25 protein-coding genes and 1 pseudogene are annotated in these 24318 nt (G+C 70.1%); 13 read left to right on the top strand and 13 right to left on the bottom strand.

Annotation, left to right across the window (positions count from 1 at the left end):
• Positions 1-94 precede the first annotated feature (94 nt).
• Entirely contained in the window at positions 95-1093 is a 999-nt protein-coding gene (sigB, locus tag HDA40_RS16290; RefSeq protein ID WP_275978251.1) for an RNA polymerase sigma factor SigB, read from the top strand.
• 135 nt (positions 1094-1228) lie between these two features.
• Here the strand turns inward: sigB and HDA40_RS16285 are convergent, their stop codons facing one another.
• The 4 genes from HDA40_RS16285 to HDA40_RS16270 are packed head-to-tail and all read right to left on the bottom strand — an operon-like array spanning position 1229 to position 3969.
• Positions 1229-1804, bottom strand: a complete 576-nt coding sequence (locus HDA40_RS16285) for a DNA-3-methyladenine glycosylase I (protein ID WP_253756645.1) — start codon at positions 1802-1804, stop codon at positions 1229-1231.
• Positions 1801-2142, bottom strand: a complete 342-nt coding sequence (locus HDA40_RS16280; RefSeq protein ID WP_253756643.1) for a DUF3099 domain-containing protein — start codon at positions 2140-2142, stop codon at positions 1801-1803. Before HDA40_RS16280 ends, HDA40_RS16285 begins: the two co-directional genes overlap by 4 nt.
• A 4-nt stretch (positions 2143-2146) precedes the next feature.
• Positions 2147-3046, bottom strand: coding sequence for a carbohydrate kinase family protein (locus HDA40_RS16275; protein WP_253763645.1), 900 nt, complete (start codon positions 3044-3046; stop codon positions 2147-2149).
• Between the two features lie 14 nt (positions 3047-3060).
• Positions 3061-3969, bottom strand: a complete 909-nt coding sequence (locus HDA40_RS16270) for a pseudouridine-5'-phosphate glycosidase (RefSeq protein ID WP_253756641.1) — start codon at positions 3967-3969, stop codon at positions 3061-3063.
• Positions 3970-4059: 90 nt separating this feature from the next.
• Between HDA40_RS16270 and HDA40_RS16265 the strand changes: the two genes are divergently transcribed.
• A complete protein-coding gene (locus HDA40_RS16265; RefSeq protein WP_253756639.1) occupies positions 4060-4305 on the top strand; it encodes a DUF3039 domain-containing protein in 246 nt (81 codons plus the stop codon).
• A 58-nt stretch (positions 4306-4363) separates the two neighbouring features.
• Here the strand turns inward: HDA40_RS16265 and HDA40_RS16260 are convergent, their stop codons facing one another.
• From HDA40_RS16260 to HDA40_RS16245, 4 genes and pseudogenes are all read right to left on the bottom strand, one after another.
• Positions 4364-6103 (bottom strand): DEAD/DEAH box helicase, encoded by a 1740-nt coding sequence (locus HDA40_RS16260; RefSeq protein ID WP_253763644.1) that lies wholly within the window; start codon positions 6101-6103, stop codon positions 4364-4366.
• Between the two features lie 294 nt (positions 6104-6397).
• Positions 6398-7036: pseudogene (locus HDA40_RS16255) on the bottom strand (trimeric intracellular cation channel family protein); the annotation flags it as partial.
• A 130-nt stretch (positions 7037-7166) separates the two neighbouring features.
• Positions 7167-7403: a DUF7455 domain-containing protein gene (locus HDA40_RS16250; RefSeq protein WP_253756636.1), complete on the bottom strand. Its 237-nt coding sequence runs from the start codon at positions 7401-7403 to the stop codon at positions 7167-7169.
• Between the two features lie 504 nt (positions 7404-7907).
• Positions 7908-9596: an RNA polymerase sigma factor gene (locus HDA40_RS16245; protein ID WP_253756632.1), complete on the bottom strand. Its 1689-nt coding sequence runs from the start codon at positions 9594-9596 to the stop codon at positions 7908-7910.
• Between the two features lie 221 nt (positions 9597-9817).
• On the opposite strand from HDA40_RS16245, the gene HDA40_RS16240 reads away from it, so the two are divergent.
• Positions 9818-10627 carry an inositol monophosphatase family protein gene (locus tag HDA40_RS16240; protein WP_372502874.1) on the top strand — a complete coding sequence of 270 codons (810 nt, stop codon included), beginning with the start codon at positions 9818-9820 and terminating at the stop codon, positions 10625-10627.
• A 34-nt stretch (positions 10628-10661) separates the two neighbouring features.
• Here HDA40_RS16240 and HDA40_RS16235 read toward each other — a convergent pair whose 3' ends face one another.
• The gene (locus tag HDA40_RS16235) at positions 10662-11207 is read right to left on the bottom strand and encodes a LytR C-terminal domain-containing protein (RefSeq protein ID WP_253756629.1); all 546 of its coding nucleotides are present in this window, start codon (positions 11205-11207) and stop codon (positions 10662-10664) included.
• A gap of 397 nt (positions 11208-11604) precedes the next feature.
• Between HDA40_RS16235 and HDA40_RS16230 the strand changes: the two genes are divergently transcribed.
• The gene (locus HDA40_RS16230) at positions 11605-11901 is read left to right on the top strand and encodes a DUF4193 domain-containing protein (protein WP_253756626.1); all 297 of its coding nucleotides are present in this window, start codon (positions 11605-11607) and stop codon (positions 11899-11901) included.
• 78 nt (positions 11902-11979) lie between these two features.
• On the top strand, positions 11980-12855 hold the full coding sequence (locus HDA40_RS16225) for a hypothetical protein (protein WP_253756623.1): 876 nt from the start codon (positions 11980-11982) through the stop codon (positions 12853-12855).
• Positions 12856-12868: 13 nt separating this feature from the next.
• On the opposite strand, the gene HDA40_RS16220 is transcribed toward HDA40_RS16225, so the two are convergent.
• A complete protein-coding gene (locus HDA40_RS16220; protein WP_253756621.1) occupies positions 12869-13384 on the bottom strand; it encodes a DUF3093 domain-containing protein in 516 nt (171 codons plus the stop codon).
• Between the two features lie 123 nt (positions 13385-13507).
• Between HDA40_RS16220 and dut the strand changes: the two genes are divergently transcribed.
• Genes dut through HDA40_RS16200 form a run of 4 tightly spaced genes read left to right on the top strand, consistent with a single transcriptional unit; the run spans position 13508 to position 15921 of the window.
• Positions 13508-14008 carry a dUTP diphosphatase gene (dut, locus tag HDA40_RS16215; RefSeq protein ID WP_253756618.1) on the top strand — a complete coding sequence of 167 codons (501 nt, stop codon included), beginning with the start codon at positions 13508-13510 and terminating at the stop codon, positions 14006-14008.
• Positions 14008-14751 (top strand): DUF3710 domain-containing protein, encoded by a 744-nt coding sequence (locus HDA40_RS16210; protein WP_253756614.1) that lies wholly within the window; start codon positions 14008-14010, stop codon positions 14749-14751. The genes dut and HDA40_RS16210 overlap by 1 nt, the downstream gene beginning before the upstream one ends.
• A gap of 56 nt (positions 14752-14807) precedes the next feature.
• Positions 14808-15206 carry an OB-fold nucleic acid binding domain-containing protein gene (locus HDA40_RS16205; RefSeq protein ID WP_253756611.1) on the top strand — a complete coding sequence of 133 codons (399 nt, stop codon included), beginning with the start codon at positions 14808-14810 and terminating at the stop codon, positions 15204-15206.
• Positions 15207-15213: 7 nt separating this feature from the next.
• Complete coding sequence (locus HDA40_RS16200) at positions 15214-15921, top strand: DUF3159 domain-containing protein (RefSeq protein WP_253756608.1); 708 nt, start codon at positions 15214-15216, stop codon at positions 15919-15921.
• Positions 15922-16071: 150 nt separating this feature from the next.
• Here the strand turns inward: HDA40_RS16200 and HDA40_RS16195 are convergent, their stop codons facing one another.
• Together HDA40_RS16195 and HDA40_RS16190 are read right to left on the bottom strand one after the other, a co-directional pair.
• A complete protein-coding gene (locus HDA40_RS16195; RefSeq protein WP_253756605.1) occupies positions 16072-16731 on the bottom strand; it encodes a potassium channel family protein in 660 nt (219 codons plus the stop codon).
• 9 nt (positions 16732-16740) lie between these two features.
• Complete coding sequence (locus HDA40_RS16190; RefSeq protein ID WP_253756603.1) at positions 16741-17403, bottom strand: potassium channel family protein; 663 nt, start codon at positions 17401-17403, stop codon at positions 16741-16743.
• 126 nt (positions 17404-17529) lie between these two features.
• Here HDA40_RS16190 and HDA40_RS16185 point away from each other — a divergent pair, with 126 nt between their 5' ends.
• The 4 genes from HDA40_RS16185 to HDA40_RS16170 all read left to right on the top strand — a co-directional run bounded on the left by HDA40_RS16185 (position 17530) and on the right by HDA40_RS16170 (position 22871).
• Entirely contained in the window at positions 17530-19569 is a 2040-nt protein-coding gene (locus HDA40_RS16185; RefSeq protein WP_253756601.1) for an APC family permease, read from the top strand.
• Positions 19566-20777, top strand: coding sequence for a class I SAM-dependent RNA methyltransferase (locus HDA40_RS16180; RefSeq protein WP_253756599.1), 1212 nt, complete (start codon positions 19566-19568; stop codon positions 20775-20777). The genes HDA40_RS16185 and HDA40_RS16180 overlap by 4 nt, the downstream gene beginning before the upstream one ends.
• A 213-nt stretch (positions 20778-20990) precedes the next feature.
• On the top strand, positions 20991-21533 hold the full coding sequence (locus tag HDA40_RS16175) for a septal ring lytic transglycosylase RlpA family protein (RefSeq protein ID WP_253756597.1): 543 nt from the start codon (positions 20991-20993) through the stop codon (positions 21531-21533).
• 297 nt (positions 21534-21830) lie between these two features.
• The gene (locus HDA40_RS16170; RefSeq protein WP_253756595.1) at positions 21831-22871 is read left to right on the top strand and encodes an IS110 family RNA-guided transposase; all 1041 of its coding nucleotides are present in this window, start codon (positions 21831-21833) and stop codon (positions 22869-22871) included.
• Positions 22872-22961: 90 nt separating this feature from the next.
• Here HDA40_RS16170 and HDA40_RS16165 read toward each other — a convergent pair whose 3' ends face one another.
• Positions 22962-24122: an ROK family transcriptional regulator gene (locus HDA40_RS16165; RefSeq protein WP_253756593.1), complete on the bottom strand. Its 1161-nt coding sequence runs from the start codon at positions 24120-24122 to the stop codon at positions 22962-22964.
• Positions 24123-24318: the final 196 nt, after the last annotated feature.

Below are 24318 nucleotides of genomic sequence, written 5' to 3'. Positions count from 1 at the left end.
TGAACTTCACGTTCGCGGGCAAGCGTAAGCCACGCCACACCCCGGGTTGAGTCACCTCACCGTCACTTCACGCGCCCGAGTGCAAGCTCTTCTCATGTTCAGCGAACGGGGAGAGACGACGATGGACGACACCGCCGCAACGGTCATGACGAACGACCTCGACGCCGTCGACGAGCGCGGCGTCTCCTCGGACCTGGTCCGGGCGTACCTGAACGCGATCGGCAAGACCAAGCTCCTCACCGCGGAGCAGGAGGTCGAGTTGGCGCGCCGGGTGGAAGCCGGGCTGATGGCCGAGCACCTCCTGGAGGCGGCCCACGAAGCGGGCCACCCCTGCGAGGTCGCGAACGACCTGGCCGTCGTGGTCTCCGAGGGACGTGCCGCGAAGGACCATCTGCTGGAGGCGAACCTTCGGCTCGTGGTCAGCGTCGCGAAGCGCTATACGGGCCGGGGGATGGCGTTCCTGGATCTGATCCAGGAGGGCAACCTGGGTCTGATCCGGGCGGTGGAGAAGTTCGACTACACCAAGGGTTACAAGTTCTCGACGTACGCCACCTGGTGGATCCGGCAGGCGATCACGCGGGCGATGGCCGACCAGGCCCGCACGATCCGTATCCCGGTGCACATGGTGGAGCAGGTGAACCGCATGGTCCGCGTACGCCGCGACCTGGCGGTCCAGCTGGGCCGGGAGCCTTCGATCGCGCAGCTCGCAGCCACGCTGGAGGTCCCGGAGTACCAGGTCATCGAGCTGATGTCCTACGACCGCGAGCCGGTCAGCCTGGACCAGGCCGTCGGTGACGACGGGGAGAGCGCGCTGGGCGATTTCGTCTCCTGCGCCGCTCCGGCCACTGAGGACAGTGTCGCGCTGGGCCAGCTCCGGGGCGAGGTCGCCTTCGTCCTCGCCACCCTCAGCCAGCGTGAGCAGGCGGTGATCCGGCTGCGGTTCGGCCTGGACGACGGCCGTCAGCGCACCCTGGACGAGGTCGGCAAGGAGTTCGGCCTGTCCCGCGAGCGCATCCGTCAGATCGAGAAGACCACGCTGTCGAAGCTGCGGCAGCCCGAGCGCGCCGGCCGCCTGGCCGTGTACGCCGCCTGACCCCCACCGCCCCCATATCGACCCCAACGGCGCGCCGGCTCACCCAGCCGGCGCGCCGTCTCGTGTTGATCAGGGCGCTGAGGAGTTGATCAGGGCGCTACGGACACGACACGCCGGTTGATCACGACCGTAAGTTCATGATCGCGCGGACAACTGGGGGACGTGGCAGCCGTGGAGGTGGTCGTCGACCATCCCGGTCGCTTGCATGAGGGCGTACGCCGTGGTCGGCCCGAAGAACCGGAATCCGCGTTTGCGGAGCGCCTTGGCCATCGCCGTGGATTCCGGGGTGACCGCTGGGACCTCGCCCAGTGCCGCCGGGCGGGGCCGTCGCGGGGGAGCGTACGACCACAGCAGCTCGGAGAGGTCCAGCGTGTCGGCGACTCGGGCGTTGTTCAGGGCGGCTTCGATCTTCGCCCGGTTGCGGACGATCCCTGTGTCGGCCATCAGCCGGTCGACGTCGTCGGGTCCGAAGGCGGCGACCGCCGGGATCGAGAAGCCGGCGAACGCGGTCCGGAAGTTTTCCCGCTTGCGCAGGATGGTCAGCCAGGACAGGCCGGACTGGAACCCTTCCAGGGTGAGCCGTTCGAACAGGGCGTCGTCGCCTTCGATCCGCCGGCCCCATTCGGTGTCGTGGTAGACCGCGTAGTCGGGTGTGCTCGCACCCCAGGGGCACCGGGCGAGGCCGTCGGCCCCGATGATCAGATCGCTCATGGGTCTACGTCGATGGTCTTTCCGGTCGGCTGGGTGGGTAGTTCGTGGGTGGACGTGCCCGGTGCGGCGGCGGGCTTGTGCCGCCACCGGTGCTCCGCCTTGACCGGGCGGTCGTTGGCGATGAGGACGGCCATCCACGGCAGGACGACCATGCCCAGGCCGCAGAGCAGCAGCCACAGCCACAGCAGCGGAACCTGCATGACGGCCAGGACGGAGCCCAGGATCAGGCAGACCGCCCGCAGCGACATCATGAGCAGATAGCGGATCTCCCGACTGTGCCGCTGCTTTTCGAGGCTCGGCTCAGCGTCGGTGATCAGGATGGGGGCGTTGCGCGCCATACCCTCATCGTCCCACTTCTGAGTGAACGGGCACGGGTGGCCTGGCGCCCAGCGTCGTGACCGCTTGGGAGCCGAGCGCGGTGGCCGCGCTGAGCGCCTTGTCGGGCGATGCGCCGGCGGCCAGCGCCCCGATGAGGCCGGCGGCGAAGGCGTCGCCGGCTCCGGTGGTGTCTAGGGCGGGCACTGCCGTCGCGGGCGCCGTGAGCAGCTCGCCGTCCGGCAGCGCCCAGACCGCGCCGCCCGCGCCAAGCTTGACGACCGCGGATCCGCCGACGGCGTCGGCGAGCCGACGCGCCTGCTCTTCGGGGGTACCTTCACCAGCCAGGACAAGTGCTTCATCACTGTTCGCGAGCAGGACCTGCGTCCCGCGTACCCATGAGAAGAAAAGCTCCGCGCCCACTTGCTCGAGCGGGTGCGCGGAGGCCGCGTCGACGCTCACCGGAATGCCGCGGGCCATGGCCTGCTCGAGGGCGTGCCGCCCCGCGCGTCGTGAGCCTGGATCAAGCAACGTGTACGCCGAGAGGTGCAGTCGGCCGGCGTCGCTCAGCCCGACGTCCACCGATTCCGGCGTGAGCAGCAGATTGGCCCCCCGGTCGGTGATCATGCTCCGGCCGTGCAGCGTCGAGAGGACGACGATGGCGCCGGTGGCCGACCCGTGGCAGACCTGGGCGGCCACGCGGACGCCGGCCTCGGTGAGTTCGGCGACGCGCTCGCGACCGGCCTGGTCGTCGCCGACCGCGCCGACGAGGACGACGTCGGCCCCGGACGCCGCCAGCCAGGACGCGGTGTTCGCTGCCTGGCCGCCCCCGGCGACCTGGATGTGCGCGGGGGTGTCCGAGTCCGGGGCGAGCGGAGCCAGGAGGGCGGCGAGCACGTCGGTGATGATGTCGCCGACGCAGCAGATGGTGGTCACGTGCGTCACATCCGGCTGGCGGCAGCCGCGATCTGTGCCGCGAGGGCCGCGTTGTGCAGGATGATCCGCACGTTGACCTCCAGGCTCTTGCCCTCGGTGGCGGAGTGGAAGTGGGCGAGCAGGGCGGGCGTCACGTCCTTGCCGGTGATCTTGCGCTCGGCGACCAGGCGCAGCCCGTCGGCCAGCGTCCGGTCGTGCAGGTCCGGGTCGAGCTGCTCGTCCACCGGCAGCGGGTTGGCCACGATCAGGCCGGCCTCGTGTAGGCCCTGGTCGTTCTGCGCCTTCATCACCGAGGCGATCTCTTCCGGGCTCTCGACCGACCAGCCCAGGTCGAAGCCCGAGTCGGTGATGAAGAAGCCGGGGAAGCGGCTGGTGCGGTAGCCGAGGACGCCGACGCCGAGCGTCTCCAGGCGCTCCAGGGTGGCGCCGACGTCGAGGATCGACTTCACGCCCGCGCAGACCACCGCGATCGGCGTCTGGGCCAGCGTGATCAGGTCGGCGGACTCGTCGAAGGTCTGGTTGGCCTCCCGGTGGACGCCGCCCAGCCCGCCGGTGGCGAAGACGCCGATGCCGACCGCTGCGGCGATGGCGGAGGTACTGGCCACGGTGGTCGCCCCGTCGGCCTTCTTGGCCGCTGCGGTGGCGAGGTCGCGGACGGAGAGTTTGACCACGTCGTCGCGGGTCGCGAGGCGGGTCAGCTCGTCGTCGGACAGGCCGACGACCAGGTCGCCCTCGACCATGCCGATGGTCGCCGGGATAGCGCCATTCTTTCGGACGGTTTCTTCGATTTCGCGGGCGATGCGAAGATTGTCCGGTCGGGGCAACCCGTGCGAGACGATCGTGCTTTCCAGCGCCACCACCGGCGAACCGTCCTCGACGGCGGCCGCCACTTCCTCACTCAACCTGATGCTCACGACACCAACCTAGCGGGCCGGTCGGACACTCCGCCGCAGCTCCCGGCTATCCCACTCGCCGACTGGCCCAGACTCTGAGAGACTTGACGGGTGAGTACGACCCCTGAGACCGGCACGCTCATCGAAGAGCGCACCGACACTGATCATCGCCTCGTCGAAGAGGGCGACCACGAGCGCTTCTCGCACTATGCGCCGAAGGACAAGATCATGGCTGCCCTGATCGAGGGCACCCCGATCAGAGCCCTGTGCGGGAAGGTGTGGGTTCCGTCTCGGGACCCGAGCCGCTTCCCGGTCTGCCCGGAGTGCAAGGAGATCTACGAGTCGCTTGAGGAGTGACAGACCTTTCCTGTGAAAGCCCCGCGTGAGCGGGGCTTCCTCGTTTCAGGTCCGGTTCTCAGGCCATCGTCTGGATAGTGGCGATCCGTTCCTCAAGCTGTTCGATCGTCGCCTGCGCACTGGGCGGCCCGCCGCAGAGCCGCCGCAACTCGGCGTGGATCTTGCCGTGCGGCAGGTTCGTCCGGTGGTGATGCGCCGCCACCAACGCGTTCAGCTGCCGCCGCAGGTGCAGGCGGCGCTCGGCGGCAGACATGTCCCGGGGCTGCGCCGGTACGCCGCCCGCCACCGCGGCCGTGGCCGCCGCGTTCGACCGCCGTCGCGCGGCCGCCACCTGCTCCGCCTGCCGCTTGTGCAACAGCGCAGCGACCTGGTCCGGCGTGAGGAGACCGGGGAGCCCCAAGAACTCCTCCTCCTCCGGCGTACCGGCCTGGGCCGGGAGGCCGAACGTCGCCCCGTCGAAGATCACCTGATCCAGCTCGGCGGTGGCGGACAACGCCTCGATCTTCTTCGTCAGCTCACCGCTGGCGTCCTCGCTCTGCTGCGCCCGTTCGAGCAGCTCGTCGTCGAACCCCTCACGCTTGTTCTTGGCCCCGAGCACGTGGTCGCGCTGCATCTCCATCTCGGAGGCCAGTCCGAGCAGATGCGGGACGCTGGGGAGGAAGACGCTGGCGGTCTCGCCCTGCTGCCGGGCCCGGACGAACCGGCCGATCGCCTGGGCGAAGTACAACGGCGTGGAGGCGCTGGTGGCGTACACCCCGACGGCGAGCCGGGGGATGTCGACGCCCTCGGAGACCATCCGGACGGCGACGAGCCACCGCTCCTGACCGGCGGCGAAGTCCGCGATCCGCTTCGAGGAGCCGGCGTCGTCGGAAAGCACGACGACGGCCTTCTCGCCGGTGATCCGTTCCAGCAGTTTCGCGTACGCCCGAGCGGTCTGCTGGTCGGAGGCGATGACGAGGCCGCCGGCGTCGGGCATGCCACCGGCCCGCTTGACCTGAAGACGGGCGTCCGCGGCGCGCAGCACCTGCGGCATCCAGTCGCCGCCGGGGTCCAGCGCGGTCCGCCAGGCCTGCGCGATCACGTCCTGTGTCATCGGTTCGCCGAGACGGACGGCGAGCTCGTCGCCGGCACTCGTCCGCCAGCGAGTCTCCCCCGAGTACGCCAGGAAGATGACGGGGCGGACGACGCCGTCGGTCAGCGCGTCGGCGTACCCGTAGGTGGAGTCGGCCCGGCTGCGAGGCAACCCGTCCGCGCCGTCGCGGACGTATTCCACGAACGGGATCGGATTGTCGTCGGACCGGAACGGGGTGCCCGTCAGCATCAGCCGCCGCTCGGCCGGCTCGAAGGCCTGCAGTACGCCGTCGCCCCAGCTGCGGGAGTCACCGGCGTGGTGGATCTCGTCGAGGATCACCAGCGTCTGCTTCGTCATGGTCATCCGGCGGTGGACCATCGGGGCCATGCCGACCTGCGCGTAGGTCACGACCACACCATGGAAGTCGCGGGAGGCGTGCCCGTCGGCGTTGCGGAACGCCGAGTCGAGCTGGATGCCGACCCGCGCGGCCGCCTGCGACCACTGGGTCTTGAGGTGCTCGGTGGGGGCGACCACGGTGACCCGCTCGACGGTGCCGTCGGCGAGGAGTTCGGCCGCGATGCGTAGCGCGAATGTGGTCTTTCCCGCACCTGGCGTCGCGACCGCGAGGAAGTCGGCCGACCGCCGCCGGAGGTACTCGACGAGAGCTTTGCGCTGCCAGGCCCGTAGGGCGGGAAAGGTGTCCGGATCAGGGTTCAGGCGAGCGATGTCGAGTGGCACCGCCAAACTTTACCGGGTGGGTGCGTCAGGTCCCTGGCCTGGCTCGCTGTCCTTTTCGGAGCCCCGGCCCGACCGGCCCGGCTCCGGTCCGCCCCGCGTGTCGCCGGGCCGGCGGGTGTCGGCGGGCCAGCCCGATCCCGTCGCGCCGGACTGCCCCTCGCCGGACGGCCAGGACTGGTCGACGCCGGCCGACCACGACTGCTCCGCGTCGGCAGACCAGGACCGATTCTTGCCGGCCGGCCTGGAGCCGACGCGGGGCCGGCGCAGCGGCGTACTCGGCCAGCCGGTGGGACCGGCCACGACCGGGCGGGCGGTGGGCGCGGACCACTGGCGCTTGACCGAGATCATCCGGATCACGAAGATCAGCAGCCCGGCCAGGAACAGCGGGAGGATCTTGTCCTCGTGGAACCAGTTGAGCGTCGCGACGACGGCCGCGCCGGCGAGCGACGCGACGGCGTAGATCTCACGCCGGAGAACCAGGGGGATCTCGCCGGTGAGCAGGTCGCGGGCCAAGCCGCCGCCGATGCCGGTGAGCATCCCGATGAAGCACGCGCCGACCGCCGGGACGGGGGTGGGATCGTTCAGCGCCTTCAACGTGCCCGTGACGGTGAACAGGGCGAGCCCCGCGGCGTCGAGCGTCAGGATCGTCCGCACGATCTTGCCCAGGTGCGGATGCAGCCAGAAGGTCGCGAGCGCCGCCACGACGGCGGTGGCGGAGTAGCGCCAGTCGGAGAAGGCCAGCGGCGGGACGGTGTCGATCACCAGGTCCCGGAAGATCCCACCGCCGAGGGCGGCGACGAACCCCACGAAGACCACGCCGAACGCGTCGAGGTGCTTGTAGACGCCCGCGGAGGCGCCGGAGACCGCGAAGACCGTCACACCGGCCAGATCGGCGATGAGCAGGGCTTCACTGGAGTCCACCGGGGAATGCTATCGGCGGTCCGGCCGGACATGCGAAAACCCCGCCGTGCCGCACACCCGGCACGACGGGGTTTCGAGGTCTTAGCACACCGAAGGGGTGTTATGCCTTGTTCAGTACACCGTCTGGGGGTCAGTTCTTCGCAATGAGCTCGCTGCCACGCCAAGTGAAGTCCGGCTCGACCGTGTAGTCGACCGTGATCTTCACCAGGTCGTCGGCGTACTTGTTGGCGTGGTGCCCGCAGAACACCAATTCGCCCCCGCCGGCGAGCACGATGCGCAGCTTGCCCGCCGCGTTGCAGCGGTCGCAGCGCTCATCGGCGTCGTGAGCTGTCGCCGTCTCCGGCGGCGGCGTGAGGGTCGCTGTCATGCCCGGCCTCCTCTGATCGTCACCGATGCTGGTCCGTTCGTTCTCCGCCGAGTTTGCCGACGGTTCGTTTCTTGCGCCCACTCACCCTCCAACGTCGGTGCCGCGGACGGGCTTCCCGATCCGAGCTTGGATTCACCTCACATCGGGAGCGGACCACACCGTTCGGTTGGGACAAATGAAGGGCCCCACGTGCCCCAACCTTCCGTTCCCCCAGCGTGCCACGTCAACACGGACTTTGCGATAGCGGCCCGGTCACACCCCTGAGTTCGTACGCACGGTGATCAGACCGATACGTTCGGTGGAGTGTTGGAGGAAAATCCGCGGCAATTCCGCCCCACTGTATGCCACGAAAACGACCCTCGTCGCGCTCAATGTCCGTTTTCGGGCCCCCGACGGGGGACTGTTCGCTCAACGCGAACAGGGCCCCACTCGGGGGCCCTGTTCCTGCGATCTGGGACGCCGTCCCGGCATCCGCCCGGGTCGCCCGGGCTTTCGGCGGCGAACCTAGTCGAGATAGTCGCGAAGGACCTGCGACCGCGACGGGTGCCGCAGCTTCGACATGGTCTTGGACTCGATCTGCCGGATCCGCTCACGGGTCACCCCGTAGACCTGGCCGATCTCGTCCAGCGTCCGAGGCTGGCCGTCGGTCAGGCCGAAGCGCAGCCGTACGACACCCGCCTCACGCTCGGAGAGCGTCTGCAGCACCTGCTGGAGCTGGTCCTGCAGCAGCGAGAAGGAGACCGCGTCGACCGCTACGACCGCCTCGGAGTCCTCGATGAAGTCGCCGAGCTGGCTGTCGCCCTCGTCGCCGATCGTCTGGTCGAGCGAGATGGGCTCCCGGGCGTACTGCTGGATCTCCAGCACCTTCTCCGGGGTGATGTCCATCTCCTTGGCGAGCTCCTCCGGAGTGGGCTCGCGACCCAGGTCCTGCAACAGCTCACGCTGTATGCGGCCGAGCTTGTTGATCACTTCGACCATGTGCACCGGGATACGGATCGTGCGGGCCTGGTCGGCCATCGCCCGCGTGATCGCCTGCCGGATCCACCAGGTGGCGTACGTCGAGAACTTGTAACCCTTGGTGTAGTCGAACTTCTCCACCGCCCGGATCAGACCCAGGTTGCCCTCCTGGATCAGATCCAGGAACGCCATCCCCCGGCCCGTATAGCGCTTGGCGAGGCTGACCACGAGCCGGAGGTTGGCCTCCAGCAGGTGGTTCTTGGCCCGGTCGCCGTCACGCGAGATCCAGAGCAGGTCGCGCTGCATGTCCCGGGTGAGCGTCAGCTCGCCCTCGTCGGCAGCCCGCAGCCGCTCCGCGGCGTAGAGCCCGGCCTCGATCCGCTTGGCCAGCTCCACCTCCTGCTCGGCGTTCAGCAGCGGGACCTTGCCGATCTGCTTCAGGTACGCCCGGACGGAGTCGGCCGAAGCGGTCAGCTCGGCGTCCTTGCGGGCCTGTTTGAGCGCCTCGGACTCCTCGGCGTCCCAGTCGAAGTCGTCGGCGGCGGCCGCGTCCGCCGCGGCGGCCTGGGCCATCTCGACCGGCTCGTCGACCACGACGTCCTCGATCTCGGCCGTGAGGTCCTCGACCTCCAGGTCCGCGGCGTCGGGCTCCTCGCCCGGAGCCTTCTCGGCCTTGCCGTCGGCGGCCTTCTTGGCCGGTGCGGCCTTCTTCGCCGCGGCGGCCTTCTTGGCGGGCTCGTCAGCGTCGCCCTCCGCCTTCGGCGCGGCCTTCTTCGCAGGCACGGCCTTCTTGGCGGGAGCGGCCTTCTTCGCCGCCGGGGCCGCGGCCTTCTTGGCGGCAGCCTTCTCTATCGGCTCGACGGCCGCCTCAGCGGCGTCGCCGTCGATGGGGCCACCTTGGGCCGGCGTCTTGCCTGCCGGCTTCGGAGCGGCCCGCTCAGCGGGTTTGGCGGGCGTCGCCTTGGCCGTGGTCGCTTTGGAGGCCGGGGTCGCCGAACGCGCGGCCGCGACCTTCTTCGCGGGAGCCTTGGCGGTCCGCCCGTCGGCCACCACTGTCACGCCCGCCTCGAAGAGGGCGCGCAACAGCTTCTTGGCCTGAGTCGGGGTCACCTCGGCGGCTTCGACGGAACGCGCGATCTCAGCCTGCGTCAACTGGCCACCGGCCTCGGCGGCCTGGGCGAGGAGAGCGTCGGTGAGCGAGCGTACGTCGGCGCCGATCTGGCGGGCTTCTGTCACGAACGACCTTCCGTCATCAGCGAGTGGGCTTCAGCATGTGGCGCCCTCCGGCCGGCCCACGGGCGCGCCGTCGGAACGGCCGGGTGTATCGGGATTGAGAGCCACCGGCTCGCCGCGAGGGTGTCGGCCCGGCGGCGGAGGGCAGCAGGCGTGAATTGTAGCGCCGGTTCTGGTGATCATCCCATCGCGCGCGCCGATCGTGCCTTTGCGAGGATGGGATCGTGGTGGAACAGAATGCACGAGAGCTGCTCGAGTTGGCACAGCGGGTGGCCCGGCGGGCTGCCGAGACGGCTCGCCGGACGCGAACCGAGGCTATCGGACAGGTCGATACCAAGAGTACGGCGACCGACGTCGTCACCGCCGCCGATCGGGCCGTAGAAAGGCAGATCGTCGAGGAATTGCGGGCAGTGCGGCCCGGCGACGGCTTCCTCGGCGAGGAGTACGGGGTCCAGGAGGACAGCGCGGCGAGCGGCGTCCGCTGGGTCATCGACCCGATCGACGGCACCGTGAACTACCTCTACGGATTACCCCAGTACGCCGTCTCCATCGCCGCTGAGGCGGACGGGGAGGTGATCGCCGGGGTGGTGGTGAACGCCGCTTCCGGCGAGGAGTGGCATGCCACTCTGGGCGGGGGAGCGTGGCGGGGTGATCGACGCCTCTCCGGCTCCACCCAGACGGTGTTGGCACAGGCGCTGGTCGGCACCGGATTCGCGTACTCGGCGGAGCGGCGGGCGGTGCAGGGCGCCGTGGTGGCCGGTCTGATCACCCGCGTACGCGACATCCGCCGGTTCGGTTCGGCCGCGCTCGACCTGTGCGCGGCGGCCGAGGGCATGCTGGACGCGTACTACGAACGGGGTCTGAACCCGTGGGATCTGGCGGCGGGCGGATTGATCGCCCGGGAGGCCGGACTGCTCGTCACCGGGCTGAGCGGCAAGCCGGCGGGCGCGGACCTGGCCTTGGCCGCCCCGCCCGCGCTGCACAAGCAGTTGCACGACCAACTCGTCGAGCTGGACGCCGACAGCGGCCCCTGAGTCGTGGCGACGCGGCGCCTCAGCGGGCGCCGCGTCAGTCGGTCTGCTTGGCCGGGCAGGAGTTCTTGGGCAGCTGGGGCCCGCCCGCGCCGGCCAGGGCGGTGAACGCCTGGTTGACCTCGGTCTGGGTGGCGAGCTGCTTGAAACCCGGGCCGAGAATCACGTCGACCGTCTCGTCAGTCCGATTCTTGTCATATTCGTGGACCGCGTTGTTCAGGAAGTACGCGTCCAGCACGTACGCCGCGCCGACCTTCTTCGGGCCGTAGCGCAGGATGGCCACGCCGCTGACCGGCTTGCCGAGCGGGTTGTTGCCCGTCTTCTCGACCTTGAACCGCCGGTACTCGAAGTCGAGCTTCACGGTCCCGGCCAGGCCGGCCTTGTCTGTCGCGTTGTAGACGTTGATGTGGATGTTCCGGTTGTCGTTCGGCAGCTCCATGTCCACCACGGTGTAGCCCGACGGGCACGCGTCCGGTGTCGCCGAACTGCCCGTCCCCTTCGTCAACGCCATGACGGTCAGCACTCCGGCGGCCAGCACGAGTACGGCGACCAGCGCCAGCGCTCGGATGCGTGCGAAGCTCATGTCCCAGCTCCCCGTCGATGTAAGGCGATTGACGATGTGGCGGAATGGGGGCGACGCGTCCGCCGACGAGCCGTTTCGCTCGCCGGACAAGGGTGACGCGCACCGGCCCAGCACGGTGAGGGTAACCGTTGGACGCCGCCCCCGAGGGCAGGACCCGGCGGAAAGGCCGAATATCCACCGGCGCGCCGACGATGTTCGGGGGGCGGCTGACCCTACTTTTGTCTCGCTCGGCTGTCGGCTCAGTCACATTGGGAACATCCCGGCGCGCTTGGGCGTACATCACCGACACAGGCGAGGTATTGTGCCGCGTCCCTTGGGACCGGCCGACGACGCCCACGCGCGGCGCGGCTCAGGACGCACCGCAGGAATTACGAGTTAGTGGAGTGTGAGAGAACCGATGGCGACCGACTACGACGCCCCGCGCCGTGACGAGGCCGAACTCGGCGAAGACAGCCTTGAGGAGCTCAAGGCCCGTCGCGTCGACTCGCAGTCGGGCAGCGTAGACGTCGACGAGACCGAGGTGGCGGAAAGCTTCGAGCTACCCGGAGCCGACCTGGCCGACGAGGAACTCAGCGTCAAGGTGGTGCCCCTGCAGGCGGACGAGTTCACCTGCTCCCGGTGCTTCCTGGTGCATCACCGCAGCCAGCTGGCCGGCGAGAAGAACGGCCTGCCCATCTGCCGCGAGTGCATCTGATCCGGCGCAACGGGGTAGCGATGGTTGACCCCGTCGGGTCAACTGTTCACAAGCCCACGACGCGGTAGGAGGCTTTTCATGGCGAGCGAGAAAGCGGTGCCCGGCGACGACATGCCGGGCACCGGTCGTACCGGCGACCCGGCCGGTCCGCCGGACACGTTCGACGAGAAGGCCGCTGACGTCGACGGCTTCAGCCGGGCGGTGGCCGAGCTGGCGGAGTCCGATCTGGACAGCGCGAGCCGCCGCAAGGCGATCTCCCGCATGGTCACCGCGCTGCGCGGGCGTGGCGTCGGCCGGCTCTTCCAGCCGGGCAAGGCTGTCCGCTGGGTCACCGACGCGGTGGCCGACCTCGCTCCACATGTGCCGGTACGCGATCTCGACACCCTGCGCCGGCACTATCCGGGGCTGGACGGCGACGCGCTGGCGGAGCGGCTGGTCCGCAACGCCGCCCGGTCGACCGCCGGGATCGGCGCCATCGGCGGCGGCGTCGGCTCGGTGCAGTGGGCGGTGCCGCCGACGCTGTTGTCCACTCCGGTGCTGCTGGCCGTCGAGACGGTGGCCGTCATCGGCCTCGAACTGAAGCTCATCGGCGAACTGCACCAGGTCTACGGGCAGCCGGTCGTGGGCACCACGACGCAGCGCTCGGCCGCCCTGCTGCAGTCCTGGGCGCACAAGCGCGGCGTGAATCCGTTCCTGCCCGGCGGCGGGGTCGCCTCGATCCTGGGGACGGCCGCCCGCAAGGAACTGCGCGACATGATCGTCAAGCGGCTGGGCCGCAACCTGACCACCCTCGGGCCGCTGTTGACCGGTGCGGCCGTCGCCAGCTTCCTCAACCGGCGGTCCACCAAGGCACTGGGCGAGGCCGTCCGCCGCGATCTGCGCCTGCGTCACCGGCCCGCTCTGCCGGGTCCGGGCCTGCCGCCCGCACTACCGCCCGCGCCGCCCCCGAACTGAGCTGGCGGCCGTCTCAGCGGGCCTGTGCGGCCTCAGCGGGAAGGCGGTCCCGGAGCGCCTCGGCCAACTGCACCGGACGGCGCGTGGAGACCAGCCAGTAGGGCGTGGGGTCGGCCGGGTCGTCGAGGACGATCTGCACCGCGGTCCCGATCCAGGGACGCAACACGACGAACGCGTTGGGGTCGGCGTACCGGCCGAGCAGGTCGGCGCGGCCCGACGCGTCGAGCGCCACGACCTCCCGGATGGCGCTCAAGGGCAGGTGGGCCCGGTCGTTGCCGAAGGTGATCTCGAACTCCGGCCCGTCCTCGGGCTCGGTCAGCCGCAGGCGGAGCCGGGAGAACCACAGCAGCAGCCCGACGGTCAACGGCAGCAGCACGGCGAGCGGCGCCCAGCCCCGGGGACCCGGCGCGCCGAGGCCGATCTCGGCGGCGGCGAAGGCCGCGAGAGCGACCCCCAGCGGCCACCACCACCAGGGGACGGTGAGCCGTTCCGTGAGGCGGGGTGTCGCCGTTGTCCGTGCGGGTGCCATGGTGACCGAGGGTACCCGGCGGGTACCCGCCGGGCTGGGCGGGCGGCGTTCGCCGCGCGCCTCGCGACGTGTCTGACGGTCCCGCCGGAGCACTCGGTAAGGTCCTTCCCCCGGAGGTTCAAGATGACCAGTCAGGTTGACATCGCCGTGCGCCTGCTCGACGCCGAGCTGCCCATGCCGGCGTACGCGCATCCCGGCGACGCCGGCGCCGATCTCGTGGCGGCCGAGGATGTGACGATCGCCCCAGGGGAGCGCCGCCTGGTGCGTACCGGGGTGGCCATAGCGCTCCCGGAGGGCTTCGTGGGCCTGGTCCACCCGCGCTCCGGGCTGGCCGCGAAAGTCGGGCTCACGGTGCTGAACGCGCCCGGCACGGTCGACGCGGGGTATCGGGGCGAAATCCTCGTCAACCTCATCAACCACGACCCCCGGAACACCGCCCACCTGACTCGGGGTGACCGGATCGCTCAGCTTGTTGTACAACGGGTAGAGAGGGCCGCGTTCCATCTCGTCGAGGAGCTGCCGGAGTCGGTACGCGGCGACGGCGGCCACGGATCGACGGGTGGTCACGCCACGCTCGCGGCCGGTAGTCTCACCGGCGCCCCGATCGGAAAGGCGATGCAGTGATGTTCTCCCGCCAGCGCAACGGCCGACACGCGAAGGCCGACGCTCCTCGGCGCGGCGCGGAACGCCGACTCCCGGCTGACGCCGACGACCTCCCGCAGGAGGCCGACGCGCAGTCGCTGGAAGATCTCGGCCCCTACGACCAAGCCGAAGCCCCGGCCGGGGTGGCCCGGCTCGACCTGGGCGCCCTGCTCGTCCCGGCGATCGACGGGGTCGACCTGCGTGTGCAGGCCGACGCCGAGGGGATCATCCAGCAGGTGGTCCTCGTGCACGGGGACAGCGCCCTCCAGCTCGGCGTCTTCGCCGCTCCGCGCGGCGAGGGCATCTGGGACGAGGTACGCGCGGAGATCCGCAAGTCCCTGTTCGACGACGGGGTGGCGGCCGAGGAGGAGCCTGGCGTCTACGGCACCGAGCTGCGCGCCCGGGTGCGTACCCCCGACGGCTTGACCGATCTGCGCTTCGTCGGCGTGGACGGGCCGCGGTGGATGGTGCGCGGCGTCTACCAAGGTCCGGCCGCGGTCGATCCCGGCACCGCCGAGCCGCTCGTCGAGTGCCTGCAGGGCCTGGTCGTGGCCCGAGGGCCGGAGGCCAAGCCGGTCCGGGAGCCGCTGCTGCTGCGTCTGCCCCGGGAGATGGCCGACGCGGCCGCCGCTCAGGCCGCCGACGGCGCCGCACCGAGCCTGACCGACACCACCCCGAGCGATGAACTGAGCCGCAAGCCCTCGCCCCGGCCACGCCGGGCATAAATCGACGTACGCTAGAGAAGTCGCATTGATGCTTGAGAGGGTGTGACGACGGGATCATGGCGGCCGTCGAGGATCAACAGTCCCAGCCGGAGGTGTCCGGTCTGCGGCGCTTCCTGCGAAAATTTACGGCGAGTGATCAAGAGCTGGAGTCGGAGGAGGTTCGGCGCGAGAGCGCGAAGGCCGACTGCGTCTGCGCCGACCGCGTACGCCGGGGGCAGCTGGTGAAGCTGTCCGGGCGGCTGCGCACCGTGGTCTACACGCCGCGGACGAACCTGCCGACGCTGGAGGCGGAACTCTACGACGGCACCGACGTGGTGACGCTCGTTTTCCTGGGCCGGCGGCACATCGCCGGCATCGAACCGGGCCGGGCGCTGACCGCCGCCGGGCGCGTCGCCGTCCGGGACGGTCACAAGGTCATCTACAACCCGCACTATTCGCTCGACGCCCCGAAGTGAGGCACCGATGACCGACGACGCGCGTGGATCCGTGGCGACCGAGGAGCGCGATCCGGACAAGCTGCCACCGCTGTCCGAGCAGATGGCCGAGCAGCTCGGCGGCTGGCGCGGTCTGGTCGAGTCGGGCATCCCGGTGCTCGTCTTCATCGTCGCCAACATGATCCTGGGCGCGGTCGTCCCGGACGACAGTTGGGGAGTGCTGGGTGACAAGCCCGCGCTCAAGCTGGCCATCATCGCGTCCGTCGCGGTGGCGGTCGGCCTGGCCGGCTGGCGGCTGGCACAGGGCAAGCCGGTGCGGTTCGCGGTCAACGGGCTCGTCGGCATCGCCCTGGGCGCGATCCTGGCCTGGCGGTCGGGCGAGGAGCGCTCGTTCTACCTGCCCGGGATCATCTACAGCCTTTGCTACGGCATCGCGCTGTTGGGCTCGGTCGCGTTCCGGCAGCCGCTGGTCGGCTGGATCTACTCGGTCGTCGCCGACGGCGGGAAGAAGGGCTGGCGGGCCGAACCCCGCCTGGTCCGCGCGTTCGCCTGGCTGACCGTGTTGTGGGCGGCCACCTACCTGCTGAAGGCCGGCCTGCAGTACCTGCTGTACCTCGCGCACGCCGACGTCGCGCTCGGCATCGCCCGGATCGTGCTCGGCTACCCGCCGTACCTGCTGCTCCTGGCGCTCACCGTGTACGCCGTCCGCCGCATCCGCGCCGCCGACCCGGCCTGAGCCTCCCGCCTGTCCGGCGCACGGCTCGCCAACCCGGCGCACCGCTCCCGCCGCCCGGCGTAGGACTCATGCAGATCACGGTTACGCAGGCGAAAACCAGCCCGTGAAGCGTGCGTAACCGTGATCTGCACCCAAAGCGCAGCCAGCGGGCTAGACGCCGAGCAGCGTCGCGCGTACCTGTTCCTCGACCGCGGTCGTGCACACGAAGATCAGTTCGTCGCCCGGTTCGATGGGGTCGTCCGGGCTCGGTGCGATGACCCGCCGACCGCGCACGATCGCGACCAGGGCGGAGTCCGGCGGCAGCGGAATCTCGCGGACCGGGCGTCCCACGTAGGGCGCGGTCGACGGAAGCGTGATCTCCACGAGGTTGGCCTCGCCCTGCCGGAAGGTCATCAGCCGGACCAGGTCGCCGACCGTGACCGCCTCTTCGACCAGCGCCGCCATCAGGCGTGGCTTGCTGACCGAGACGTCGACGCCCCACTGCTCGGTGAACAGCCACTCGTTCTCGGCCCGGTTGACCCGGGCGACCACGCGCGCGACCGCGAACTCGGTCTTGGCCAGCAGGGAAAGCACCAGGTTGACCTTGTCGTCGCCGGTCGCGGCGACCACGACGTCACAGCTGGCGATGTCGAGTTCCTGGAGGCTGGACAGCTCGCAGGCGTCCGCGAGGGCCCATTCCGCGGCCGGTACGCGCTCCGGCCGCAACATCTTGGGCAGGCGCTCGATGAGCAGCACCTGGTGGCCGTTCTCGACCAGCTCCTGGGCGATCGAGCGGCCGACGTTGCCGGCTCCGGCGATGGCGACGCGCATGCGGACTCCTCAGTGTGCGGTGGGGGCGGAGCCGGTGACCTTGCGGACTGCTGCCGCGATCTCGTCCGTGACCAGCATGAACAGCTGGTCGCCATCCTGGAGGACGGTCGAGACGGTGGGCAGGATGCCCAGCCCGAAGCGCATGACGTACGCCGCCCGGGTGCCGGCGGCCTCCTCGAGCGCGGTGAGCGGGCGGCCGATCCAGTCCGCGTGCAGCGGAGCCTCGACGATCGACACGACGCTGGTCGGGTCGCGCCAGACTTCGCCGGTCTCCTCCGGGAGGAGCTGCCGGACGATGCGCATGGCGGTCCAGCGCACGGTGGCGACGGTCGGTATGCCGAGCCGTTCGTAGACCTCGGCGCGGTTCTGGTCGTAGATGCGGGCTACGACGTTCGGTACGCCGAAGGTCTCCCGGGCGAGCCGGGCGGAGATGATGTTGGAGTTGTCGCCGCTGGAGACGGCGGCGAAGCAGTCGGCTCGTTCGATGCCCGCCTGGATCAGGACTTCGCGGTCGAAGCCCACTCCGGTGACGGTGATTCCGGAGAAGTCGGCCGGGAGCCGGCGGAACGCGTCGCCGTCCTGGTCGATGACGGCCACCGAGTGGCCGCGGCTCTCCAGGCTGTGTGCGACGGTCGATCCCACCCGTCCGCAGCCCATGATCACGATATGCAACCGCGCCTCCTGTCCTCACCTGTGAGCGTGCCATACCCAGGTGGCTGTGGGCAGGCCACCCGGCCCGGAAGATCGTCGGGGCGGGCCGCACCGCACAAGGGTGCCGAAGAGCCGTAGGCTGCGGGTGTGCCGAACCCGACCTCCGTGCTGAAACGCCTGCTCCTGGGTCGCCCGTTCCGCTCCGACCGGCTGCATCACACGCTGCTTCCGAAGCGGATCGCGCTGCCGGTGTTCGCCTCCGACGCGTTGTCCTCGGTCGCGTACGCCCCGGCGGAGATCCTGTTGACGTTGTCGGCGGCAGGCGCGGCGGCGTTCCTGTACTCGCCGTGGATCGCGCTGGCCGTCGCGGTGGTGATGGTGACCGTGGTCGCCTCCTACCGGCAGAACGTGCACGCGTATCCGTCGGGTGGTGGCGACTACGAGGTCGCCACGGTGAACCTGGGCTCGAAGTTCGGCCTGACGGTCGCGAGCGCCCTGCTCGTGGACTACGTCCTGACGGTCGCGGTGTCGATCTCGTCCGGGGTGGACGCCCTCGGCGACATGATCGGGTACGTCGGCGAGCATAAGGTGGGCGCGGCGGTCGCCTTGATCGCACTGGTCACGGCGATGAACCTGCGCGGCATCCGGGAGGCCGGCACCGCTTTCGCCATTCCCACGTACGCGTTCATGGTGGCGGTCGGCGGAATGATCGTCGTCGGGGTCTGGCGGATCTTCATCAGCGGTGACGAGCTGCGTGCGCCCAGCGCCGACATGACGATCAAGCCGGAGCACGGGCTGTATGTGGGTGCCGGGTTCGCCTTCGTCTTCCTCCTGGTCCGGGCGTTCTCGTCGGGTTGTGCCGCGTTGACCGGTGTCGAGGCGATCTCGAACGGCGTACCGGCGTTCAAGCCGCCGAAGTCCAGGAACGCGGCGACCACGCTGCTCCTGCTGGGGTCGATCTCGATCGCCATGATGGCCGGCATCATCCTGCTGGCCCGGGAGACCAAACTCCAGTACGTCGAGTGTTTCCAGGTGAACCCCGCGATCGGCTGCACCGAGAGCCAGATCGAGGGCGCGGCCCCGTTCACGAAGCAGCCGACGGTCACCGCTCAGCTCGCCGAGACGGTCTTCGGCGACTTCCGGTTCGGCTACTTCGTCGTGCTCACGATGACCGCCCTGATCCTCGTGCTGGCCGCCAACACCGCGTTCAACGGCTTCCCGGTGCTCGGCTCGATCCTGGCCCAGGACCGGTTCCTGCCGCGGCAGCTGCACACCCGGGGCGACCGGCTGGCCTTCTCCAACGGCATCGTCTTCCTGGCCGCCGCGGCGGCGGTCCTCGTCGTGGCGTTCCGCGCGGAGACCACGAAGCTGATCCAGCTCTACATCGTCGGCGTGTTCGTGTCCTTCACGCTGTCGCAGACCGGCATGATCCGGCACTGGAACCGGCTGCTGCGTACCGAACGGGACCCCGGCGTACGCGCCAAGATGAAGCGGTCCCGGGCGATCAACACGTTCGGCATGATCCTGACCGGCTTCGTGCTGATCCTGGTGCTGGTCACCAAGTTCACCAAGGGCGCCTGGATCTCGATCGCGGCGATGGCCGTGATCTACGCGCTCATGGTCGCCATCCGCAAGCATTACGACCGGGTCGCGCGGGAACTCGAGCCGACCGAGGAGAAGCCGATCCTCCCGGCCCGCAACCACGCGATCGTCCTGGTGTCCAAGCTGCACATGCCGACCCTGCGGGCGCTGGCGTACGCCAAGGCCTCCCGGCCGGACACGCTGACCGCGCTGACCGTCAATGTGGACACCGCCGACACGCGCCACATCCAGGACGAGTGGGACCGGCGCGGGATCAGCCTGCCGCTGACCGTGATCGACTCGCCGTATCGCGAGATCACCCGGCCGATCATCGAATACGTCAAGCGCCGGCGGGAGGACGCGCCCCGCGACATCGTCACCGTCTACATCCCCGAGTACGTCGTCGGCCACTGGTGGGAGAACCTGCTGCACAACCAGTCCGCGCTGCGACTCAAGGCCCGCCTGCTCTTCGAGCCGGGCGTGATGGTGACCAGCGTCCCGTGGCAGCTGTCCTCGACTGCCTCGAAGAACCTCGACCGCTTCGACCGGCGTACCTCGCTCGGCCCGACCCGCGGCGAGCGCTCCGACGACGTGTCCGTCCGATGACGCTGCTCGAACTCGACCGGGTCGAGGTCACCGTCGGCGCGCCGGCCCACGGCGGCCACTGCGTCGCCCGGCACGAGGGCATGGTCCTGTTCGTCCGGCACGCCCTGCCCGGGGAGCGGGTGATCGCCGAGGTCACCGAGGTCCACCGCGGCTACGTGCGCGCCGACGCCGTCGAGATCATCGAGGCGTCGCCGGACCGCGTACCGGCGCCCTGCCCGTGGTCCGGTCCCAACGCGTGCGGCGGCTGCGACCTCCAGCACGCTTCGACCTCCGCGCAACTGGAGTGGAAGGCTTCCGTCGTCCGCGAGCTGCTCGCGCGGTTCGCTCAGGTCGATCAAGCGGTACGCGTAGAGCAGTTGCCGTCGACCGTCGGTGCCGACGGGCAGCCCGACGCCGGCTGGCGCACCCGCGTGCGGTACACAGTGGATGCCGAAGGCCGTCCGGGGCTGCGTAAACACCGATCGCACGAGGTCGTCCCGATCGAACGCTGCATGATCGCGTACCCGGGGATCCGGTCGCTGCCGGTGCTGAACCGCACCTGGTCCGCCGACGCCGTGGAGACCGTCGCGCCGTCGACCGAGCCGGCCTTCGTCGTGACCGATCCGGCCCGGCCGATCGTCGAGCACGCCGCCGGGCACGAGTTCACCCTCTCGGCCGGCGGCTTCTGGCAGGTCCACCCGTACGCCGCGCAGACCCTGGCGGACGCCGTGATCGAGCAGCTCGCGCCGAAGGCGGGGGAGACCGTCTGGGACCTCTACGGCGGTGCCGGGCTGTTCGCCGCGGCGGTAGCCGACCACGTCGGGGTCACCGGTCAGGTGGCCTTGGTCGAGTCCGCCCCCGATGGCGTGGCCGCCGCCCGGCAGAACCTCGCCAAGCTGCCCGTACGCATCGTCGAGTCGACCGTCGAACGGGCCCTGGTCCCGCCACGCGGGCGGGCCGGGCGGTCGTCGGCGCGGCTGCGTGGCCCGGTGGACCTCGTCGTCCTCGACCCGCCCCGGACGGGTGCGGGCAAGCAGGTGGTGACCGCGATCGCGGCCTCGGGCGCCCGAGCCGTGTCGTACGTCGCCTGCGATCCGGCCGCGCTGGCCCGGGACGTCGCCACCTTCCAGGGGCTGGGCTGGCACCTCGCCCAGCTGCGGGCGTTCGACTGCTTCCCGTTCACCCACCACGTCGAGTGCGTCGCGCTGCTGCTCCCAGCTCGTTCGTAGCGGGCGGCGAGCTGTTTCGGCACGTCCGGACCCTGTACGCCTCGGTCGAACGGTCGGGAATAACGGGCATACCCGGGCCAATAGGCATGATCCTTTTGACCGGGTACCCCGTCCCCTGACTAGGTTCGATGGCCTGCCCTGGAACCCCCGCGAAAGGTCAGGACCTTGGCAAATCACAGCAAGCCGGGTACCCGCCGGTACCTGGCTCCCATAGTGACCGCCGTCGCCGCCACCGCCGTCATCGCCGGCGGGGCCGCCGGAATCGCCCACGTCGGAGCGACCGAGACGACCTCGACCTCACTGCCGGCCACGGCCCCGGTGTCGCCGACGGCTTCCGTCTCCACCCCCGCTCCGGCGCCCAGCTCGGCCAGCCCGTCGGCCACCCCGAGCCGGTCCGACTCCACCCCGGCGTCGCGCGGCGGTACGCGTACCAGCAAGGCGTCACCCAGCCCGACCAAGACGCGAGTGGTCGTGTCGAGCGGGACCTGTGGGGCGTCGTTCTACGACGAGCCGCAGGGGACCGCGAACGGGGAGACGTTCGACCCGAACGCCCTCACCGCCGCGAGCAAGACGATCGCCTTCAACACGCGCGTGCGAGTGACCAGTATGGACACCGGTAAGTCGGTGATCGTGCGGATCAACGATCGCGGCCCTTACATCGACGGCCGCTGCCTCGACCTGTCGCGGGCGGCCTTCGACGTGATCGACGACCTCGACAAGGGTGCCGTACGCGTCAAATACGAAATCCTCAAGTAACCCCTCGCCTGACGCTTCTATAGCTGTGGGGATCGGGCCCGGGGTTCGTGATCCGCTAGGTTCGGTGCCGGTGATCGACACGTGACTCAGCAATGATCTGGCCGCCCGTGGGCGTGCCCGTCGCTTGACCTGTCCGTGTTGATCGCCGGCGCCGGTCCCGGCCTCACCTTGCTGGCCTGATCAGAAGCCTGTCCGCGTGCTAGCGCGTGACTTCTCACAGATATGCCGCCAGGTGCCTGTTCCCGGGTCCGACGCCGACAACGAATGTCGCCGTCACAGAATTCGGGAGCATCCGTCATGCCCATCCTGGCAGAAAGGGTAGACGCCGTCATCGGGGTCGACACCCACACCGACACCCACAGCGCCGCCCTGGTCTCACCCGTAGGAACAGTCCTAGCCGAGCACACCGTGCCCGCCACACCGGCCGGCTACACGCAGCTGATCGGGTGGGCCGCCGAGCACGCCCCCGGCCCGCGGCTGGTCTGGGCACTGGAAGGCACCCGCGCCCACGGCGTCGGCCTGACCCGCGCACTCCTCGCCGTCACCGCCGAAGTCGTCCAGGCACCCACCCCACCCACAACCCGCCGCCGACGCGGCGGCAAATCCGACACCCTCGACGCCATCGCCGCCGCCCGAAACGTCCTAGCCGACGACAAACCCCCCGCCCAGCCCCGCGCCGACGGCATCCGCGAAAACCTCCGCACCCTGCTGGCAGCCCGCCGCCACTACACCGACACCCGCACCGCCACCGTCAACCTACTCAAATCACTGATCCTGACCGCCGACGAAACCCTGCGCACCATCCTGCGCGGCCGCACCACCACCACCCAAATCAACCACCTACTCACCCACAACCTGCCCGACACCGACCCGATCCGCACCAGCTTGCTCATCGACCTGGCCCACCAGATCCGCGCCCTGGACCAAGCGATCACCGCCAACCTGCGCCAACTACGCCAACTGATCCACGCCTGGATGCCCACCCTGCTCGACCAGCCCGGCATCGGACCCGTCAGCGCCGCCACCATCCTGCTCGCCTGGTCCCACCCCGGCCGCATCCGCTCCGAAGCCGCCTTCGCCGCCCTCGCCGGCACCAGCCCCATCCCCACCAGCAGCGGCCGCAACCAACGCATGCGCCTCAATCACGGCGGCGACCGCACCCTCAACGCCGCCCTGCACACCATCGCCTGCAACCGACGCCGCTACCACCAACCCACCATCGACTACACCCAACGCCGCACCACCGAAGGCAAAACCCCCGCCGCTACCACCCGCTGCATCAAGCGCTACCTCGCCCGACAGCTCTACCGCCACCTGCAACAACACACAAACGCTTGACAAAGAGCCTCACAGATCATTGCGCCAGCCACGCTGTTTGAGCGTGATTTGTCTACCGAAGCAGCATGGCTGGCGCAACGATCCTGGTTGCTAGAGCGGGGCGGCGCGGTCGACGCCGAGCGCGAGCGCGACGCCGCCGAGCGCGGAGGCCCGCGCGCCGAGCTGTGCCGGGACGACCTCGGCGGCGGCCGCCGCCGCGGCCATGGCGGTGTCGGCGAGCCCGCCGCGCATCGGATCGAGCAGCAGTTCGGTGGCGGCGCCGAGTTCCCCGCCGACGACGATGCGCTCGGGGTTGATCAAGTTGAGCAGCCCGCCGAGGGCGAAGCCGAGCTGGCGGCCGGCGTCGGCGAGCAGGCGGCGGCAGCCCGGGTCGCCCAGGGTCGCGAGGTCGACGAGTTCCACCAGGCTGTCCAAGTGCGGGTGGGTGATGCGGGCGTGCCTGAGCAGCGCCCGCCCGCCCGCGGACAATTCGACGCACCCGCGGTTGCCGCAGCGGCAGACGGGGCCGCGCGCGTCCAGGGTGATGTGGCCGAGCTCGCCGGCGGTTCCGGAGAAGCCACGATAGAGCCGTCCGTCGAGGACGATCCCGGCCCCTATGCCGGTCGCGACCTTGACGTAGACGAGGTCGGCGCTCTGCTGGCCCGCGCCCCAGACGTATTCGCCGAGCGCGCCGAGGTTGGCGTCGTTGTCGACGCGTACGGGCAGGTGGAGACGGCCGGCCAGCTCCTCCTCGGGCAGCAGGTCGGCCCAGGCCGGGAGCAGTGCGGGCGACCCGATCCGCCCGGTACGCGTCAACGGCGCGAAGATGCCGAGGCCGACGCCGACCACTTCGGACCGGTCGGCGCCGACGGCGTCGAGCGCGGCGTCGACCTGGCGGGCCGCGGCGTCCAATGCCGACTCCGGGTAGTCGTCGGCGTCGAGGTCCAGCACGGCGGGGTAGTCGACGAGGACGTGATGGCCCAGGTCGGCCACGGCGACCCGGACGTGTCTTCGTCCGATGTCGACGCCGACTGCCAGGCCCGCCCCCCGGGCCAGCCGGAACACCGTGGCCGGGCGACCTCCCGCCGGTCCGGTCTGGGCGGCTTCCTCGGTCAGCAGCCCGGCGCTCGTGAGGTCGGCCAGCGCCGCCGAGACCGTCGGGCGGGACAGCCCGGTGAGCCCGATCAGCTCCGCCCGCGTACGCGGTCCGCGTGACCGCAGCACGTTGGCGACACGGCGGGCGGTCGAGCCGAGGTGGGCCGGCAGGGTCACGGAAGCAGGGTGCCCCGGATCCACCAGTTCTGTCAAATATTCGCATAACTTCGTTGTCGGACCTGGCAATACTCCAGCCTGGAGCCCGGTTTGAGCGCTCTCCCGAGCGATTGTTGCGATCAGATCACAGAGGTAATGCGAGTGATTGACGGAACTATCTCAATGGAGTCATCGTTGCGTCGCAACACCTTCGCCG

It is taken from the genome of Hamadaea flava (assembly GCF_024172085.1).
Lineage (GTDB): Bacteria > Actinomycetota > Actinomycetes > Mycobacteriales > Micromonosporaceae > Hamadaea > Hamadaea flava.
The sequence above is the reverse complement of the archived record's forward strand: the minus strand, read 5'-3'. Positions and strand labels throughout refer to the sequence as shown.

Excerpts from the sequence above, each read along its gene's own strand:
- sigB (WP_275978251.1), top strand. The coding sequence starts at position 95 with ATGTTCAGCGAACGGGGAGAGACGACGATGGACGACACCGCCGCAACG.
- HDA40_RS16285 (WP_253756645.1), bottom strand. The coding sequence starts at position 1,804 with ATGAGCGATCTGATCATCGGGGCCGACGGCCTCGCCCGGTGCCCCTGG.
- HDA40_RS16280 (WP_253756643.1), bottom strand. The coding sequence starts at position 2,142 with ATGGCGCGCAACGCCCCCATCCTGATCACCGACGCTGAGCCGAGCCTC.
- HDA40_RS16250 (WP_253756636.1), bottom strand. The coding sequence starts at position 7,403 with ATGACAGCGACCCTCACGCCGCCGCCGGAGACGGCGACAGCTCACGAC.
- HDA40_RS16235 (WP_253756629.1), bottom strand. The coding sequence starts at position 11,207 with ATGAGCTTCGCACGCATCCGAGCGCTGGCGCTGGTCGCCGTACTCGTG.
- HDA40_RS16230 (WP_253756626.1), top strand. The coding sequence starts at position 11,605 with ATGGCGACCGACTACGACGCCCCGCGCCGTGACGAGGCCGAACTCGGC.
- HDA40_RS16225 (WP_253756623.1), top strand. The coding sequence starts at position 11,980 with ATGGCGAGCGAGAAAGCGGTGCCCGGCGACGACATGCCGGGCACCGGT.
- HDA40_RS16220 (WP_253756621.1), bottom strand. The coding sequence starts at position 13,384 with ATGGCACCCGCACGGACAACGGCGACACCCCGCCTCACGGAACGGCTC.
- dut (WP_253756618.1), top strand. The coding sequence starts at position 13,508 with ATGACCAGTCAGGTTGACATCGCCGTGCGCCTGCTCGACGCCGAGCTG.
- HDA40_RS16210 (WP_253756614.1), top strand. The coding sequence starts at position 14,008 with ATGTTCTCCCGCCAGCGCAACGGCCGACACGCGAAGGCCGACGCTCCT.
- HDA40_RS16205 (WP_253756611.1), top strand. The coding sequence starts at position 14,808 with ATGGCGGCCGTCGAGGATCAACAGTCCCAGCCGGAGGTGTCCGGTCTG.
- HDA40_RS16200 (WP_253756608.1), top strand. The coding sequence starts at position 15,214 with ATGACCGACGACGCGCGTGGATCCGTGGCGACCGAGGAGCGCGATCCG.
- HDA40_RS16195 (WP_253756605.1), bottom strand. The coding sequence starts at position 16,731 with ATGCGCGTCGCCATCGCCGGAGCCGGCAACGTCGGCCGCTCGATCGCC.
- HDA40_RS16180 (WP_253756599.1), top strand. The coding sequence starts at position 19,566 with ATGACGCTGCTCGAACTCGACCGGGTCGAGGTCACCGTCGGCGCGCCG.
- HDA40_RS16170 (WP_253756595.1), top strand. The coding sequence starts at position 21,831 with ATGCCCATCCTGGCAGAAAGGGTAGACGCCGTCATCGGGGTCGACACC.